Annotated in this window: 20 protein-coding genes; 17 read left to right on the top strand and 3 right to left on the bottom strand. The window is 37.1% G+C overall.

Annotated features, from left to right (window positions below; genetic code table 11):
• Nucleotides 1-52 precede the first annotated feature (52 nt).
• The 3 genes from H5089_RS06070 (at nt 53) to H5089_RS06060 (ending at nt 2400) form a co-directional block, all read left to right on the top strand.
• On the top strand, nt 53-649 hold the full coding sequence (locus H5089_RS06070) for an RDD family protein (protein ID WP_182711744.1): 597 nt from the start codon (nt 53-55) through the stop codon (nt 647-649).
• Between the two features lie 135 nt (nt 650-784).
• On the top strand, nt 785-1186 hold the full coding sequence (locus H5089_RS06065; protein ID WP_076924301.1) for a hypothetical protein: 402 nt from the start codon (nt 785-787) through the stop codon (nt 1184-1186).
• 578 nt (nt 1187-1764) lie between these two features.
• Nucleotides 1765-2400, top strand: coding sequence for a trimeric intracellular cation channel family protein (locus H5089_RS06060; protein WP_004334621.1), 636 nt, complete (start codon nt 1765-1767; stop codon nt 2398-2400).
• Nucleotides 2401-2549: 149 nt separating this feature from the next.
• On the opposite strand, the gene H5089_RS06055 is transcribed toward H5089_RS06060, so the two are convergent.
• A complete protein-coding gene (locus H5089_RS06055; RefSeq protein ID WP_404936380.1) occupies nt 2550-2837 on the bottom strand; it encodes a GNAT family N-acetyltransferase in 288 nt (95 codons plus the stop codon).
• Between the two features lie 97 nt (nt 2838-2934).
• Nucleotides 2935-4401 carry a DASS family sodium-coupled anion symporter gene (locus tag H5089_RS06050; protein ID WP_039486658.1) on the bottom strand — a complete coding sequence of 489 codons (1467 nt, stop codon included), beginning with the start codon at nt 4399-4401 and terminating at the stop codon, nt 2935-2937.
• Between the two features lie 284 nt (nt 4402-4685).
• On the opposite strand from H5089_RS06050, the gene H5089_RS06045 reads away from it, so the two are divergent.
• From H5089_RS06045 to H5089_RS05980, 14 genes are all read left to right on the top strand, one after another.
• Nucleotides 4686-5525, top strand: coding sequence for a DUF417 family protein (locus H5089_RS06045; protein WP_182711743.1), 840 nt, complete (start codon nt 4686-4688; stop codon nt 5523-5525).
• Between the two features lie 10 nt (nt 5526-5535).
• Nucleotides 5536-5787: a Rho-binding antiterminator gene (locus H5089_RS06040; RefSeq protein WP_182711742.1), complete on the top strand. Its 252-nt coding sequence runs from the start codon at nt 5536-5538 to the stop codon at nt 5785-5787.
• 235 nt (nt 5788-6022) lie between these two features.
• Nucleotides 6023-6343, top strand: coding sequence for a hypothetical protein (locus H5089_RS06035; protein ID WP_024596161.1), 321 nt, complete (start codon nt 6023-6025; stop codon nt 6341-6343).
• A 111-nt stretch (nt 6344-6454) separates the two neighbouring features.
• Entirely contained in the window at nt 6455-6853 is a 399-nt protein-coding gene (locus tag H5089_RS06030; RefSeq protein ID WP_024593234.1) for a hypothetical protein, read from the top strand.
• Between the two features lie 78 nt (nt 6854-6931).
• Nucleotides 6932-7354 carry a hypothetical protein gene (locus H5089_RS06025; protein WP_024596160.1) on the top strand — a complete coding sequence of 141 codons (423 nt, stop codon included), beginning with the start codon at nt 6932-6934 and terminating at the stop codon, nt 7352-7354.
• Between the two features lie 317 nt (nt 7355-7671).
• Complete coding sequence (locus H5089_RS06020; RefSeq protein WP_024596159.1) at nt 7672-8256, top strand: GNAT family N-acetyltransferase; 585 nt, start codon at nt 7672-7674, stop codon at nt 8254-8256.
• Nucleotides 8257-8444: 188 nt separating this feature from the next.
• Nucleotides 8445-8906 (top strand): DUF2846 domain-containing protein, encoded by a 462-nt coding sequence (locus tag H5089_RS06015; RefSeq protein WP_024596158.1) that lies wholly within the window; start codon nt 8445-8447, stop codon nt 8904-8906.
• A 251-nt stretch (nt 8907-9157) separates the two neighbouring features.
• Nucleotides 9158-9535: a hypothetical protein gene (locus tag H5089_RS06010; protein WP_310735802.1), complete on the top strand. Its 378-nt coding sequence runs from the start codon at nt 9158-9160 to the stop codon at nt 9533-9535.
• Between the two features lie 123 nt (nt 9536-9658).
• Nucleotides 9659-10171 (top strand): hypothetical protein, encoded by a 513-nt coding sequence (locus H5089_RS06005; RefSeq protein ID WP_024596157.1) that lies wholly within the window; start codon nt 9659-9661, stop codon nt 10169-10171.
• A gap of 171 nt (nt 10172-10342) precedes the next feature.
• Nucleotides 10343-10567, top strand: coding sequence for a ribosomal protein L7/L12 (locus H5089_RS06000; RefSeq protein ID WP_007378552.1), 225 nt, complete (start codon nt 10343-10345; stop codon nt 10565-10567).
• A gap of 364 nt (nt 10568-10931) precedes the next feature.
• A complete protein-coding gene (locus H5089_RS05995) occupies nt 10932-12470 on the top strand; it encodes a glucan biosynthesis protein (protein WP_182711741.1) in 1539 nt (512 codons plus the stop codon).
• A 235-nt stretch (nt 12471-12705) separates the two neighbouring features.
• Nucleotides 12706-13068: a 2OG-Fe(II) oxygenase gene (locus tag H5089_RS05990; RefSeq protein WP_149593221.1), complete on the top strand. Its 363-nt coding sequence runs from the start codon at nt 12706-12708 to the stop codon at nt 13066-13068.
• Entirely contained in the window at nt 13062-13310 is a 249-nt protein-coding gene (locus H5089_RS05985) for a DUF1272 domain-containing protein (RefSeq protein WP_182711740.1), read from the top strand. The genes H5089_RS05990 and H5089_RS05985 overlap by 7 nt, the downstream gene beginning before the upstream one ends.
• Before the next feature lie 43 nt (nt 13311-13353).
• Nucleotides 13354-13656, top strand: a complete 303-nt coding sequence (locus tag H5089_RS05980) for a hypothetical protein (protein ID WP_024596154.1) — start codon at nt 13354-13356, stop codon at nt 13654-13656.
• A 127-nt stretch (nt 13657-13783) separates the two neighbouring features.
• Here H5089_RS05980 and H5089_RS05975 read toward each other — a convergent pair whose 3' ends face one another.
• Nucleotides 13784-15067: an allantoate amidohydrolase gene (locus tag H5089_RS05975; RefSeq protein WP_182711739.1), complete on the bottom strand. Its 1284-nt coding sequence runs from the start codon at nt 15065-15067 to the stop codon at nt 13784-13786.
• Between the last annotated feature and the right edge of the window lie 3 nt (nt 15068-15070).

Genomic DNA, 15070 nt, shown 5'->3' with positions numbered 1-15070 from the left:
AATTAGTTGTGTTAGATTGCTTTTTAATAACACTATATGACGGATTTTTTTCATGGACTCTGAAATTGATTTTTCTACCTACACTTTAGATGAGCTTTACTCATCAGCGAGAGCTATAGATCGCGAAGCCTACCCAGATCGAGCAAAAGAAATAGACGACTTAATTAAAACGCGAGAAGCACAGAACCCATCTGAAAATATTGTATCAAAAGTAGCAGGAGAAAAAGCAACGCGCTCAGACAGGCTAGTGGCTGCTATTGTTGATGGCGTTTTAGGTGTTGTTTGTTTTATACCTGTATTCATACTCGTAGGGTTTGATAATTTAAGCCAACCAACACTTACTTTATCTGCAGGTTTGCTAGGTTATGGCATATTAAGCACGTTAGTGCTTCATGGTTACCTTATGTACCAACGCGGACAAACAATTGGTAAATCTTTAATGTCTATCCGTATTGAAAATTTAGATGGTACACAAGCAAGCTTTACTACAATTTACTTTAAACGCATGCTTTGTATGCAACTATTATCACTTGTCCCTTCGGTAGGTCAGTTTATAGCTGGTTTTGTTAATCCATTATTTATATTTGGAAAAGATAAACGATGTTTACATGATCATTTAGCGGGAACAAAAGTGAGTTATGTAGATTAATCAGGATATTAATTATGGCAGCTTTGCCCGGATTTAAGTTTGATTAGCAAAAGTTACAAAATGGCGTATTTCACTAAATTGGTAATATAATTAAAAAACCTTACCGATTTTTTTGACTAGTAACCAAGGATGATTATGAAAAACAACACACAACTAATTTTAGCACTAGCGGCCTCTTTAATTTGTTACTCAACATATATTGTATTGATAGATAAACCTTTTAGTTTGCAAGCGTTTAACCTGTTTTTATTTCCCGTTATTTTATATTTTGTGTTTATTCGTTCGCGCAATGTTGAGCAAAGCCCGTTAAAGGCTGTACGCGTTGAGGGGCAAATATTATACGTTTATAAGCAAGTGTTTAATATTAACGATATTAACAAAGTTGTCATCGACAAAACTAAGAGGCACGGTGTATTTGCACTACCGTATAATCAAGTTGATGGTAAAACAACTGAGTTTATTTTCAATAAAGATGCGTTTGAATCTTTAAAATCCTACCTTTTACAAAACATTCCAAATGTAAAAATTATTGAATAAAGTAAAGAAGTAACAATGAATTTAAAGAGCATATATTATTCATTGGGTTTCTTACTGCGGCGAAAAGCAATGAGGAGATAAATGAGAATATTCAGGAAAACAAACGAGTTTGATAAACTGTCGAGGTGTTACGCATGTATTAAATGTGGTACTTGGGTGAGCATAAAAGCCCAAAACTGTATGCAGTGCCAGCATAGTTTTACCAATAATGATAAAAGCTCAATGCAAACACTCTATAATCAAAATAAAGAACAAAATTGGCAACATGCAATATTGCCTATTATTTTTGTAATATAGGTAATAGCTTTATTGTTCATTTAATTTTTGCTTAAAATTTAAAAGTGCTCGGCTGCAACTCTGTAACAAAATCTCTCTGTACTTTAACGTGTAAAAACTACCCATAATTAAAATAATTACTCTTGTTAATCCTTCACTAAATATCACATAGCTAATATTTTTTAATAAATGAAATAAGCTTATAAATTTCAGTCACTTAAATTGTGGGTTTATTTATATTCACTCAGTTTTTTGGCACGTAAGTTGATACAACTCCTAATAAACTTTAAAAAGGAATTACCATGACTGCTGAATACTTTATGGTACTAGGGTTACTCGGTGTTGCATTTTTTGCTGTTGCAGGGGCATTGCTTGGGTATGAAAAAAACATTAGTGGCTTTGGCGTCGTAGTGGTTGCAACCGTTACTGCATTAGGGGGCGGTACCCTCAGAGATATACTTTTAAACAAACCGGTATTTTGGATTGCAACCCCAGAGTATTTATATTCAACCTATGGGGCCGTTATAGCAACAATTGCATTTATTCGATATTTACCGCGCGTTAATAATTACTACTTTTTATTAGTAGACGCTGTGGGTATGGCGTTATTTAATATTATGGGGATAGAAAAAGCACTCATTAATGGCTCTGGTATGGTGGTCGCAATTACCATGGGTATTACTACAGGTATATTTGGTGGTTTAATACGTGACGTAATTTGCCGTGAGGTACCAACTGTTATGCGCAGCGAACCATACGCCTCTGCGTGTTTAGCGGGTGGTGCAGTTTATGCCGCTTTATTTAGCCTTAATGTAGATTACATTTGGTGTATTTTAGGCTCATTTTTCACGACTATCTTTTTAAGATTAGGCTCTTTGCATTGGGGTTGGCATTTAACTATTTTCAGAAAAAAAGACTTCAGAGATCAAAGCGACTAATTTTAGCTACGAGTAGCTCGCGTTTGCATGTGGTACTCGTAATTATCCTCATCCGTTATAGTAAAACCCAGCCGCTTATAAAGTCCTAATGCTGGGTTGTTTTTAAGCACGGTGAGTTTAATGGGTTTTGACTGCGTATTTGTAATAACTTATTCAATAACCGCTTTCCCATACCCTTTATTTTGGTGCAATGGATGTATTTGTAATTGCATTATTTCAACGTATTGAGCGTGTGTTTGGTATTTTAAAGTACCAATTGGTACCTCATTTATAACTATAAGATGGGAGCAGTCATATTGATCATTAAGCCTTAAAACATGCTGTTGATCTGTTAAAAATAACCCGGCATTTTCTAAGTGTTCAACCATAGTCAGCTTTCTGAGGCTTAATAAGTAGTCTCGGTCTGAATATGCTGCCTTTATGAATTTAAAAACCATAGTGCTCCCTTGCAACAGCCTCAATGTTTATATTTGTAGAACTAACTAAAATAAGTGCGCAGTATTAAATGTGCAAGCCAAACTAACAAAGGCAACACTACCAATACCCAAGTGCTTTCCACCAAAGCCCGCCAATAATTCCCCATACACTTAAATTAATAACGCTCATTATAAGGCCCATTACCCACCAGTCTTTTAACGATACATAGCCTGAGCCAAACACTATGGGTGATGTGCCTGTTGCGTAATGCGTTAACGACATCATCAGTGATGAGGCGCCAGCTAACAGTAAACCTAAAAATAAAGGCGGAGCGCCAAGCGCCAAACCTGCGGCGTAAAATGCGGCAAACATAGCAGTAATATGTGCTGTGGTACTGGCAAAAAAGTAATGAGCATAAAAATACACAGCTACCAATATAATAGCCGATACAATCCAGTCAAAGCCCAGTTGCGCAATATTGCTCTCAACAAGTGTTGAAAACCACGTTACCAAACCTAGTTTATTTAAAAAAGTGGCCATCATTACTAATGCTGAAAACCAAACAACGGTATCCCACGCAGACTTTTCTTTAAGTACATCGTCCCAGCTTAATACACCAGTGACTAATAAAACCGACAAACCTAAAAAAGCCACTGCGGTTGTATTAACTGCGTAGTCAGCCCCTAAAATCATTGCAGGTACGCCGGCCCATAAAACAAGCAGCATAGCAAAAACACCCACCATTATTTTTTCGCCATAACTCATTGGGCCCATTTCAGTTAATTTAGATTCTGCGTAGGTTTTAGCGTCGGGCGTACTTTTAACTTCAGGTGGGTAAATGGCATAAACAACCAAAGGCACAAGGGCAATACATAGCAAACCAGGAACAAGCGCTGCCAGCGCCCACGTACTCCAAGTAATACTGATATTTGCACCAGTAGCATCAGCAATAAGCTTTACAATTAGCGGGTTAGGAGCCGTGGCGGTAATAAACATAGCTGATGTAATAGGGTTTATATGGTAGCTAACTAAAGCAAGGTAGTGGCCAATTTTACGAGAGGTGCCTTCCTCAGGGGATGAGCCAAAGCTTGTTGCTATCGACTTCATAATTGGGTGAATAATAGCGCCGCCTCGCGCGGTATTACTTGGCGTTACTGGCGCTATAACAAGTTCAGAAAGTGCGAGTGCATAGCCAATACCAACTGTTTTTTTACCAAAAAGAGAAATAAAATTATAGCCAATACGATTTCCCAAACCAGTTTTAGCTAATCCCCGAGAAATAATAATGGCAATACCAATCAACCAAATTAATGAGTTAGAAAAGCCACTTAATGCATCTTTAATAGCGCCAGATGGGCTGTCATTAGTTACGCCAGTTAACGCAACAGAGGTTATAGCTAAAATAGCAATGGCGCCGATAGGCATTGCTTTACCAATAATGGCAACTACAGTACCAATAAATAAAGCGAGCAAATGCCATGCGTTTTCGGTAACACCTTGCGGAGGCGGTACAGCAAACCAAAGTAGTAAAACAATGGCTATAGAAATCAGTCCAGAGGTAACTCGAATATCAGTACCCTTCATTAAAAATGTCCCTAAGTTTTAGAAATGCATGCATTCTGTTTATTGAAAAGGCAACGTCATTCTACTTCATTTAATAATAAAAAAGATGACGCACATCATATGAATATTAGACTTATTTAATTTTATTAATAAAGAGGAAATAAACTATAAACTAAAGTGATTGATTACATTACCCGATAAGAGCTTACAGTGTGCTTAATTAACTCTGATTTTTAAGAGTTAGCTTGAATTGTTTTATAGGTTCGTAAGGTCTTTATAAACCTCAACGAATACTTGGAAATACAATGAACTTAAAACTAACCAATAACGTGATTACTTTTTTATTAACGAGTAGCTTTTTACTACTTGGCTTGTCGTTTGCGTTAGGAGCAAACCCTAATACGTTAACGGCTACGTTTAGTTATTATGGCGTTGATTCGCTAATGTCTGTATCTGCGTTAGGTTTAATTAGTGGCTCATTTATGATTGCCTTAGCGTTTGCCACCGTGCTCGCTCGCCTTAAACTAATGAAACCTACACCAGCACTTTTACTTGCAGCAATTATAAGTTTAGTAGCATTACTTACCTTGTTTGCCAGTAACCGTTGGATGGCGCAACTTGGTGGCTTTCCAATCATTGGTAGCGGGCAGGGCATAATTAAATACTTCGCTGTAGTGCCTTTGTATTTGTTTTTGTTTTATAAAGACAAACTTACCGACAAACAACACGTACTTTTAAACTTTATACCGGTTGCTATGGTTTTACTGTGGATCGGCGGCATGAAGTTTTACGAGTTTGAAGCAAAAGGCATTGTAAGTTTAGTAGAAACCTCACCGTTTATGTCGTGGTTATACACGGTATTTAGCGTACAAGGTACATCTAACGTGATTGGCGGGTTTGATGTATTATTTGCTGTGTTATTGGGCTTAGGGCTATTTTTAAAGAATAAAAAGCTAATTATTGTAAGTGGCTTAGCGTGTTTAAGCGTATTTATGATGACCCAAACATTCTTAATTACCGCAACCGGTGCATTTAGTTCTTCCACTTTATTGGAGCGCCTAGGGCAGTTTGTAATTAAAGATTTGTGGTATATAGCCAACCTTGTTGTTATTGCTTTTTTAATGCTATTTAAACCGACTAAATAAAGAGGACGTTATGATTAGTTGCAACCAATACGATTACATCGAAATTGCCTGTATGCACCATTTAAGCATTGAGCTTATATTAAAAAATGGCGATGGTGTATGCGGGATAGCAACTGACACAAAACGCAATGCTAATAGAGACGAATGCATAGTTGTTAATGTAAATAGCGAGTTGAAACTCATTGTGCTAACTACAATCAGCGTACTTAAAGCGCATGAGAAAAACCCATACTTTGACCATGTGAATTTTGAAGTAAAGTAAATACCTCACTCATTCGTTTTTATCATAAATAAAGCTCTATTTTTGTTTTGTCCAATAACATTATTAAACACCGTTTTGGTGAAAAATTATAAAAGGTTTTTTGTAACATATTTAATTACTTGTTTACACTGAAGTTGTTTAGTGGAATTATTGAACACTGTAATATACGCCGTTTTGGGGTGCTATAAATCCCCAAAGTGGTGCTCAATAAGCTGTTAGGTGTTTAAGGATAAGCATGAAAAAGTATCTACCTTTAATCATATTAATAATCTCTGGTTGTGTTGGTATGAAAACTTATAAAGGTGTCATAGTCCAATATAGCGATGTAAGCAAAAACTCTGATGGGACGTATTCAATTGAGGTTCTTGGTCATACCGATCTTAATGAAACAGATATGGTCGAATTGGTAGAGCTCAAAGGAAAAGAGTTATGCAAATCTAGTGATATATACGTAAAAAAATATAAAATGGGTACTTATGGCTCGCATAGCCAGTTTGGTTCTGTCTACCCACCAAAGATTAACGCAACAATTGACTGTAGTGTAAACAATGCATAACAGGCTGTTAAACAAGGATAAAAATAGTTGGCTTTGTTCCTTTGTTGCTAATTTAACTAACTATTTTCTGCCTGTTAACAGGCTCTTTATATAACTACGTGAGGAGAGATGATGAACAAGGAAACTATAGGGAAATACGTCGCAGTTTTGGGATTATTGCTTTTCTGGGCACCTCTTTGGGGAATTGTTGATTCGTATTTAATTATGTCCTCTTCATTTCAAGAGATAACGCTGTTTGGAAGTAATGAACCTAAAATATCACAAGAAGAAATGTCATCAACAGCTTTGTCTACAGTAACAGGGTTCATCTTATTTTTAGTTGCACTTTGCTTTTTAACATTTTCCGTTGTGGGCTTAAACTATCGAACTAAGTGGCTTTTTTGGGCACTAATAATATATTCAACATTGTTACTCTTCATGTTCCCTGTTGGTACAGTGTTAGGAGTAACTGTGCTGGCAGCGCTAGTTTTGAACAGGGAAAAATTTGGACTTGACGGTGACCTTACATAACAAAGCCATTAACCGGATTTGTGCAAGAGCGCCACAAATCGGTTATGGCAGGCGTTAGCTTTCTAAGAAGGTTTCGAGTTGAGAACAATATTTAGCTTTATTTTAGCCTCTTTAATTGTTGCATTTTTAGCGCCAATGGCAATTGAAAGGAAATTTACTATTATGCCTTTTGGTATATTTATTTGGACGTTAATAGTTGTTCTAATTTTGGTTCCAGTAACAGCATTTCCCATTTATAAATTTATCACTAAAAGCTGTGGTTATTCGCTAAATACAGTGCTCAAATCTTCAGTTATATCTACTTGCTTAGTTTCTTTCTTTTTTGTTTTCCCTTCAGGTTTAGATAGCTCAATCATTAATGGTAAGGTATTGGTCGAAAATGGTTCAATTACGTTAATAGGTTATGGATATAGCTTTTTACAATTATTTTTATTTTCTATAGTAGGCCTTGTTGCTGGTATTGTATTTTACGTTTCAAAAATAGAGTTAAACAAAAGCTAAAGAGTTAGGATGAGATTCATTCTAGCTTTTACATAAATAATAAATTAAAGCAGCGGGTTAAGTGGGTTTTATAAAAATAAATCACGCAAAAAGCTGAGCTACAATGAAAGAAAGAGTAAAAAGACACTCACACTAAATTATCCAGTAATACCCTCCAAAACATCAATTAAAACAACACCTAGTCCTCTTATTATATTCCACGTGAAGTGAAGTAACCGATTGAACCAAAATAGGAACTCAGCTATGGTTTGTTTATCAATAAAAAATTAAAAAACGAGTTAATCTACAGGCTTGTTATATTTCACGGAGGATTTAGGTTGTCATTTCCAACTTTAGAGACAAATCGCTTAAGGTTAGATCAATTATCAAAAGAAGATTCAAATAGTTTGTTTGAGTTGTTCTCGGACAATTCAGTTGTAGAATATTATGATTTAGAGGCGTTTACTGAACTGTCACAAGCCAGCCATTTAATTGAGTTTTTTAACGCTCGTTTTAAAGAAAACTCAGGTATTCGTTGGGCTATTCGCCTAAAAGAAACAGATCAACTTATAGGTACTTGCGGCTTTAATACTTGGAGTCCTAAAATGAAAAATGCTGTTATTGGATATGATTTACTACCTAAATATTGGGGTAAGGGTTTTTCCACTGAAGCAGTTCATCGAATAGTTAAAGCCGCATTTTCAGGTGACTTATCTTGCGGTAAACTTAATCGTATTCAAGGCGATACTGTTCTTGGAAACTCTGCATCTGAGTCACTCCTTTTAAAAGTTGGGTTCAAAGAGGAAGGTATAAGGCGTCAAAGTGGTTACTGGAAAAATCAGTTTCACGATCTTAAATGCTTTGGGTTAATTCAGTCCGAGTACTCTGAAATACGGCAAGTTAGGATAATAACAAACAGTTAGCATACTAAATTTCCAGTAATACCTTCCAAAACGTCAATTAAAACAACACCTAGTCCTCTTTTTATATTCCACGTGAAATGCAATAACGATTGAACCAAAATAGGAACTCAGCTATGGTTTGTTTATCAAAAAAAATAAAAAACGAGTTAATCTACAGGCTCGTTATAATTCAAATCTGATAGGTGTTTATGCGTTATATATATTTTTTCTTACTATTATTTTTAAGTGGTTGTGCTTCAGCCCCAAGAGATGCTTTAACTTTTGACCAGGTACAGCTACCTCAACCAAATGAAGAGCAAAGTGTTTTAGTATTCCATAGGTTGTTAACCCCACCAGCGGCATCAGATATGCGTGTAAGTATAAATGATAAAAAAATTGTAGCACTACCAAACAATACTTTCTCTTACATAAAATTACCTGCGGGTAATTACGATTTAAAAATTAGCTGGAGCCCACTCACAGGAGTGTGGAGTAATACAAAACAGCTAATAATTGCACCTAATCAAACTAAATATTTACAATTAAATAGCAGTGTTTATACGGCAATGGGTGTTGAACTAGGTTCGAGTAAACATGATCAGTCTAACAAAGAGGCCGCAGAGACCTTGTTAAGAGAGTGCTGTAAATATGTACAAGCTACTGAACTCTAATAGTTGCTTAAACGGACTTCTAATAGTTAGTTTTTTGTTCGTACCTAGCTTATTGTAACCAGCTATTTTACGCTGTTTAATTGAGGCGTTGAGATTGTAGAATTACTCTTTTTATGAAAACAGCCTGTTTAATGGGTAATACATTTATTACACATTGCTTTAAAATGCTTAGAGTTAATTAAAGAAACTAATTAATTGAATTTGGCTATAGAAGTTATTCTACAGCCTCGTTGTATTGCTAAAGGATTATCGTGAAATGCTCTAGGATTGTACTCTTTTCAGTAGGCTTGTATTTATTGCTAGTTGCTTTATCAACAATAGCAACAAAGATTGTTGGCTTTGATGAAATGACTCAAAGTACCTCATTAACTTTTACTTATTACGTCCTCGGATTTGTAACCTCTTTAATCGTTTATTGTTACCTAGGCTATAAGCAAACAGTGAGTCCGTATAAACAAGCCTTTTTAGTTGCGGCGGTTTATTGGTTTATTGATCTAAGTGTCGGTGCCTTACTATACATTTTATTAGAAATATCAATGGATCCTCTGATATATTTAATTTCAGCTTTGCTGCATGTTATTGCTGTTTTATTAGGTACATTACTTGGTATTCAATTACGTCGAAAATAGTTGAGCGTAAATAAACAAATCGTAAAGCAGAGCAAAAACAGCTGGTTTTTGCTTTTTCGCCCTAACCTTAGATAACAACCTTACGGCCTATTTATTCGGCATAAGTAAAAAAGGAATTTAAATTTGCTATTCGATTGGTTTAGCTCTGAAAAGCCAAATGTTTATTTGGGATCGTTAGCTGTAGCTAATAACAGCCATTTTTCTAAGGTAGAGTCGTTTTTTTATATAACGGGCGATTCACTACAAGATCATATGCACAAGAAGCTTGAAGATATTTTTTGTCTTCACAGTATTTCGTCTATTAAAGAGCCTAAAAAGTCAGATATTGGTTTAGATGTTGTTATAGTTACTTTGCATGGTGGTGATGCATTCACTATAGATTTTGATACAGCTATTATTCCGCTATTTTGGCGACCAAAAGTTAAGTTAGTATCGCGCTTGTATAATATTAAACACAATAAGACGATTAAAACGTTCAGCGTTTCTAAATCTGTTACGTGGCGCGAATTCATAGCTAAAAAATTTAGCTTAAGAGGCTTTTTTCGTTGGGGTCCTTTGTACCATAACGAAGACATGGAAATACTGTTGTATAAAGCATGCTACGAGTTATTAAATAAAATGCGAAAGGCTATTTAACCAGTAGCCAATAAGAATAATTAAAATAAGATAAAATAAAAATACATTTTGCTCTTGGTGAACATTATTACAAACAAAAGAGGAACTCAGCTATGGTTTGTTTATCAATAAAAATAAATAAAAAACGAGTTAACCTACAGGCTCATTATTTTTCGAACATCGAGGATATTTATGGAAATTGAATATATTTGGGGTGTTTTAGCGGTTATTGCAGTTTTATTTATATTAATATTTGGTAACTCAATACCTAAGCATGGCAGCGTAACTGAAGGTGATGTTATTGTTGCTTTAAAATCAGGTCATAAAGTTAGAGCAATAAAATATTATAGATCTGTTCATGGTGTAAGTTTGAAAGAAGCTAAAGATGCTATTGAAAAATTAACTTCAAAAACATAAAAACATGCCCTGAAGTGAGGGCCAAATAAAACTCAGCCATTAATTGCAAGTTTTAAAAGGGGTGAGCCTCTTCATTTTCCACCGACTAAATACAAGCCTTATCCATTTGAATATCAGCGATCTAATAATAAATTGCGCTATCCCCGCTTATTTCACTTCAGCGATATCATCAAACGCGCGCAATTTCCCTTAAAACCAATACCCTAAAAAAATAACTATGGGAGCTCCTGTAGTCAAATAACAATACTTTAGTAAACGCTAGTTCATATTACGTCACGTAATATCCATACAGAACTTTAAGTTAAACATACGTTCGTGCAGCGTTCCCATTTTTATTTGACTCAATTTATTGGATATTCTTTTTATGAAATTAAAGTTATTTATCGCAATTATTTTTAGCACTTCGATGTCGTCTTACGCGACAGAAGCAGTAGATAAAACGGAGTTTTCATTCGAAGACTTAAAAGCCCTAGCAAAAGCCTCAGCCGAAAAGCCCTATACGCCAACTAAGGTGCCAGCGCCGGAGTTAATCGATAAAATTACGTATGACGAACACTGGAAAATACGCTTTAAAGAAGATGAAACCTTATACCCAAGTGGAAAAAAGGCGCCCGTACAATTATTTTACCCTGGCCGATATTTTCCTGAGCCAGTAAGTATTTACATCAGAGATGATAAAAATCAGGTTCAAAATGTACCTTTTAGTAATGACGTTTTTGATATGCCCGATAATAGCCCAGCTCACGATCTCCCAGAAGGGTTTGGATTTGCAGGCTTTAGAATAATGCGCCCAGATATGAAACCCGATTGGATATCTTTTTTAGGCGCGTCTTATTTTCGTACCGACGGCCCAGAGGGGCAATATGGACTCTCGGCCCGAGGTATCGCGATTAATACGGGCATGAATCAGCCAGAAGAATTTCCGCGCTTTTCTGCATTTTGGATTGGCCCCGCAGAGAAAAAAGGTGAAAGTGTGTCTGTTTGGGCATTGCTTGAAGGGCCTTCTATCACTGGTGCTTATCGATTTGGTTTAAGTAAAGATAACAAAGAAGCCAAAGGCCATATTACCTCTGTAACGGCAAATTTGTATATGCGCGCCGATGTTGAACGCTTAGGCGTAGCACCGTTAACCAGTATGTATTGGTACTCACAAAAAGATAAAACAGAAGCTAAAGATTGGCGCCCAGAAATTCACGATAGCGATGGCCTGGCGATTCACACAGGATCGGGTCAATACGTTTGGCGCCCATTAAATAATCCTCAGTCGGTGTCGACCAATAGTTTTATTGATGAGAACCCAAAAGGGTTTGGCTTAATCCAAAGAGACCGTGACTTTAATAACTACCAGGACGACGGCGTATTTTACAATAAGCGTTCATCAGCGTGGATAAAACCTACTGACGATTGGGGCAAAGGCGCAGTACAGTTAATCGAAATTCCTACAAAAGATGAAACGTTCGACAATATTGTTGCCTATTGGGTGCCTGAAAAAGAGGCGCGCAAAGGTGATGAGTTTACCTTTTCTTATGATATTGAATGGCGTCCACTCGATCCAAAATCAAAAAACCTTGCAAGCGTTGTAAATACTCGCCAAGGCTTAGGCGGAATTCCCGGCCAGCCTATTCCTAAAGGCGTTAACAAAATGGTGATTGATTTTGAAGGTCCAGCATTTAAAGGATTAGATAACAAAAGTGGTATAAAGCCGATTGTTGAAGCCAGCAACGGTGAAATATTAGAACCTATTGGAGTTTATCCGGTAGTTGGTACAAACCAATGGCGATTAGCGTTTGACTACAAACAAGCTAACAGCAATCCGGTGAACATACGCGCGTATTTAGTTGATAAAAATGATGAAGCTATAACTGAAACATGGGTAAGTGATGCAAAGGTAACGATTAAATAAGACCTTAAATAAGCATTAAAGTAAAACGGGTGGCTATATTTTGATTTTCTGTCAATTATAGCCACCATAATGTCTATTAAAACGCCAATCAAAACCCCATTAAAACTCCCTTTTATATCCCACCTAAAATACAGTAATCGATTGAATCAAAATATGAACTCGGCTATGGTTTGTTTATCAATAAAAATAAAAAAACGAGTTAACCTGCAGCTTATTAGCTGTTTCGAGGGATTGTATGTTTTTTTTGAGTAAATTATTTTGTTGGGAGCGAGGCCGACAAAAATCAGGCTACGATAAAATGTTGATTTGTGGTGCTACGTGGCCAATTAAATTTGATACATATTTGCTTAAATTCCCACAAGGAAGTGAAATAGCACCACACACAGACAAAGTTGAATCTGGTAAACACTATCGGTTGAATATAGTGCTTAAAAAAGCAGATTTGGGTGGTGAGTTTATTTGCAGTAATCCGATATTTGAAACAAAGCGGGTTAAGCTATTCCGCCCTGATGTAAGTGAGCATCAGGTATCAAAAGTTATAAAAGGTAATAGATATTTACTCAGCATTGGGTGGATAAAAGGGAGCGCTAAATGCTAGATTTAAGACCTAATTGTGAATGTTGTGATAAGAATCTACCTGCAAAGTCCACAGAGGCTTTTATTTGTTCATTTGAATGCACATTTTGTTCTGGCTGTGCTCAAACGGTATTAAATAACGTGTGCCCAAACTGCTCAGGTAATTTGGTTCAGCGGCCAATTCGCCCTTTGGCTGCACTAAAAAATTACCCAGCATCGACTAAACGGGTATTAAAAGAAAGTGCTTGTTCGCCAAGCATATAAAAACATAAAGTATAATAATTACATTTCTGGGTATGGAGATCTGATGAGAAAATCCTTTGAATTTACTGTTAAGTCAATCAAAGTTAAAATAATTAACACTTGGTTTAGTGGTGCTAAATTATATGTGAATGGTGACTTACGAGATACTGACAAAACTTTGTTAGCTATTAGAAATAATACTTTACTATCTGCAAATTTAGGTGAGTTGGGTGTTCTAGAAATCAAGCCATTATCGGGTTTAATTACCGTCGAAATGGATGCATATTTGGTTAATGGTACAAACATTCAACATGTATATAGCTCACATAAACGCCTTAGCCTAAAAGAGCAAAGGGCAGCCCGATAAAGCTACTTTAAATAACGTATATTCCTGCATTTACCTGCCTTCAGTAATAACCTCCAAATGACTTTGAGGAGGTTTAAGCCCCTAAGCATACCAAGTTAATATACTTGGTTTACTCGATTACCTTAAATCACTCACACTCTTTCACATAAAGTAAAAGCGCGCTGTACATTACACTGAGTGCCTTTGTTACATCGCCGTCTATAACGGCTTCTGCTGGGTGATGGCTTATACCGCCAGGGCTGCGTATAAACAACATGCCAACGGGGCAAATTGGAGCGATTGCCATTGCATCGTGCCCTGCGCCTGAGGCAAGTGAAGGCGATGCTTGGTTATTGAGTTTACATGCGCTTGAAAACAAATGCTGAATAGTGGTGTCGCAGGCTACGGCATCGGCGGCATGCGTCCATTGCCAATCAAGCGTTAAATTGCGTTTGCTTGCTATAGATTGAGCGCTGTTTTGTATGACGCTTAGTAAGTTAGCGAGATCGGTGTCGCTTTGTGCGCGTGCGTCTAGGCTTATGGTTGTTTTGCCTGCAATCACGTTTGTAGCCCCAGGGCGAGACTGTATTTGCCCTACGGTGGCAACTTCGCCATTTTTAGCATTACTTGCTAGTTTTTCAATTTCGGTTACTAATTCAGCGCAGCCTGCTAGTGAATCCTGCCTCAAGTTCATTGGGGTTGTACCCGCATGACCGCTTTGGCCTGTTAGGGTAAGCATGGCGCGCTTTGCTCCTGCGATTGCAGTTACAACGCCTAACGCCTGATTAACCGATTCGAGTACAGGACCTTGTTCAATATGAGTTTCCCAGTAACCTAGTAATTCGTTTTTGTTTAGTGCGGCCTTTGCATAGTCGTTGGGGTTTAGGCCAAAGTCGAGCATGGCTTGGCGCATAGTTATGCCGTTTGTGTCTTCAATGTTTAGCCACTGTGGGTCAAATTCGTTAGCGAGGGCTTTTGAGCCAATTAAAGTGGTGGCAAAGCGGGTGCCTTCTTCATCGCAAAAGCCCACTACATCTAAATGAAAGGGCAGGTCGAGCTTTAACTTATGTGCAAGCGCTGCAATTTCTATCCCCAGTAGTACACCTAAAATACCATCAAACGCACCTGCGTTTGGTACGGTGTCGAGGTGCGATCCTATAATTAAACGTTTAGCATGTGGGTTTGATGATTTTAGTCGCCCCCAAAGGTTGCCCACTTCGTCTTGCCACGATTGCATGCCTGCCTCAACCATCCACGATGCAGTAACGGCGTTACACTCTTTGTGCTCTTTTGATAAGTACACGCGGTGAATACCGCCTTGCATTTGCGATAGTGCGCTGAGGGTTTTACAGCGAGATAAAGCGCGTGTTGCGTATTCATCAGCAAGTTCTTTGTCTAATAAAGGGCTGTGTTGTGGGCTTACAATCGTCATGCT

The sequence above is a fragment of the Pseudoalteromonas sp. SR45-1 genome, from assembly GCF_014163655.1.
In the GTDB taxonomy this organism is placed as follows: Bacteria; Pseudomonadota; Gammaproteobacteria; order Enterobacterales; family Alteromonadaceae; genus Pseudoalteromonas; species Pseudoalteromonas distincta.
The sequence above is the reverse complement of the archived record's forward strand: the minus strand, read 5'-3'. Positions and strand labels throughout refer to the sequence as shown.

What these genes read in the sequence shown, in the direction of transcription:
- H5089_RS06055 (WP_404936380.1), bottom strand. Translation starts at nt 2,837, where the DNA reads ATGGTTTTTAAATTCATAAAGGCAGCATATTCAGACCGAGACTACTTA.
- H5089_RS05990 (WP_149593221.1), top strand. Translation starts at nt 12,706, where the DNA reads ATGTTTTTTTTGAGTAAATTATTTTGTTGGGAGCGAGGCCGACAAAAA.
- H5089_RS06070 (WP_182711744.1), top strand. Translation starts at nt 53, where the DNA reads ATGGACTCTGAAATTGATTTTTCTACCTACACTTTAGATGAGCTTTAC.
- H5089_RS05995 (WP_182711741.1), top strand. Translation starts at nt 10,932, where the DNA reads ATGAAATTAAAGTTATTTATCGCAATTATTTTTAGCACTTCGATGTCG.
- H5089_RS06030 (WP_024593234.1), top strand. Translation starts at nt 6,455, where the DNA reads ATGAACAAGGAAACTATAGGGAAATACGTCGCAGTTTTGGGATTATTG.
- H5089_RS05980 (WP_024596154.1), top strand. Translation starts at nt 13,354, where the DNA reads ATGAGAAAATCCTTTGAATTTACTGTTAAGTCAATCAAAGTTAAAATA.
- H5089_RS06015 (WP_024596158.1), top strand. Translation starts at nt 8,445, where the DNA reads ATGCGTTATATATATTTTTTCTTACTATTATTTTTAAGTGGTTGTGCT.
- H5089_RS06035 (WP_024596161.1), top strand. Translation starts at nt 6,023, where the DNA reads ATGAAAAAGTATCTACCTTTAATCATATTAATAATCTCTGGTTGTGTT.
- H5089_RS06060 (WP_004334621.1), top strand. Translation starts at nt 1,765, where the DNA reads ATGACTGCTGAATACTTTATGGTACTAGGGTTACTCGGTGTTGCATTT.
- H5089_RS06000 (WP_007378552.1), top strand. Translation starts at nt 10,343, where the DNA reads ATGGAAATTGAATATATTTGGGGTGTTTTAGCGGTTATTGCAGTTTTA.
- H5089_RS05985 (WP_182711740.1), top strand. Translation starts at nt 13,062, where the DNA reads ATGCTAGATTTAAGACCTAATTGTGAATGTTGTGATAAGAATCTACCT.
- H5089_RS06040 (WP_182711742.1), top strand. Translation starts at nt 5,536, where the DNA reads ATGATTAGTTGCAACCAATACGATTACATCGAAATTGCCTGTATGCAC.
- H5089_RS06065 (WP_076924301.1), top strand. Translation starts at nt 785, where the DNA reads ATGAAAAACAACACACAACTAATTTTAGCACTAGCGGCCTCTTTAATT.
- H5089_RS06050 (WP_039486658.1), bottom strand. Translation starts at nt 4,401, where the DNA reads ATGAAGGGTACTGATATTCGAGTTACCTCTGGACTGATTTCTATAGCC.
- H5089_RS05975 (WP_182711739.1), bottom strand. Translation starts at nt 15,067, where the DNA reads ATGACGATTGTAAGCCCACAACACAGCCCTTTATTAGACAAAGAACTT.
- H5089_RS06045 (WP_182711743.1), top strand. Translation starts at nt 4,686, where the DNA reads ATGAACTTAAAACTAACCAATAACGTGATTACTTTTTTATTAACGAGT.